The 383-nt window shown below is 38.9% G+C and carries 1 protein-coding gene; it reads left to right on the top strand.

From position 1 onward, the window contains the following. Positions 1 to 36: 36 nt before the first annotated feature. Positions 37 to 383: N-acetylmuramoyl-L-alanine amidase family protein (locus R0J88_RS18965; protein WP_410900723.1), on the top strand; the 347-nt coding region annotated here is incomplete at its 3' end.

Here is a 383-nt window from a genome sequence, read left to right as displayed (position 1 = left end):
CATACAGGGGATGGCAGCGGAAGTAAATCAGGTAACATGACTTCTATCGGTATTGAAATCTGTGAGAATCCTGAAACAGATACAAAGAAAGCCGAGGAAAATGCTATTGCTTTAACGGTGTACTTAATGAAGCTTTTTGGTATTCCAGTACGAAACGTAGTACCTCATCAAAAATGGTCAGGAAAGTTTTGCCCACGTGTAATCCTGAAGCGTGATGGTGGATTTGAGAAGTTTAGTAATCGTATCGCAGCTGCATTGAAAGAAAAGCCATTAGTAGAAACAAAGCCAAAAGAAAAGGACGTGTTAAATATGAAAATGAAAGAAGTACCTAATGTTAATCATAAAGCACTTGCTGATGTATACACTGATGCACGTAAGGCTGG

Source organism: Pseudoalteromonas sp. SIMBA_162 (assembly GCF_046535955.1).
GTDB classification, from domain to species: Bacteria; Pseudomonadota; Gammaproteobacteria; order Enterobacterales; family Alteromonadaceae; genus Pseudoalteromonas; species Pseudoalteromonas marina.
The sequence above is the reverse complement of the archived record's forward strand: the minus strand, read 5'-3'. Positions and strand labels throughout refer to the sequence as shown.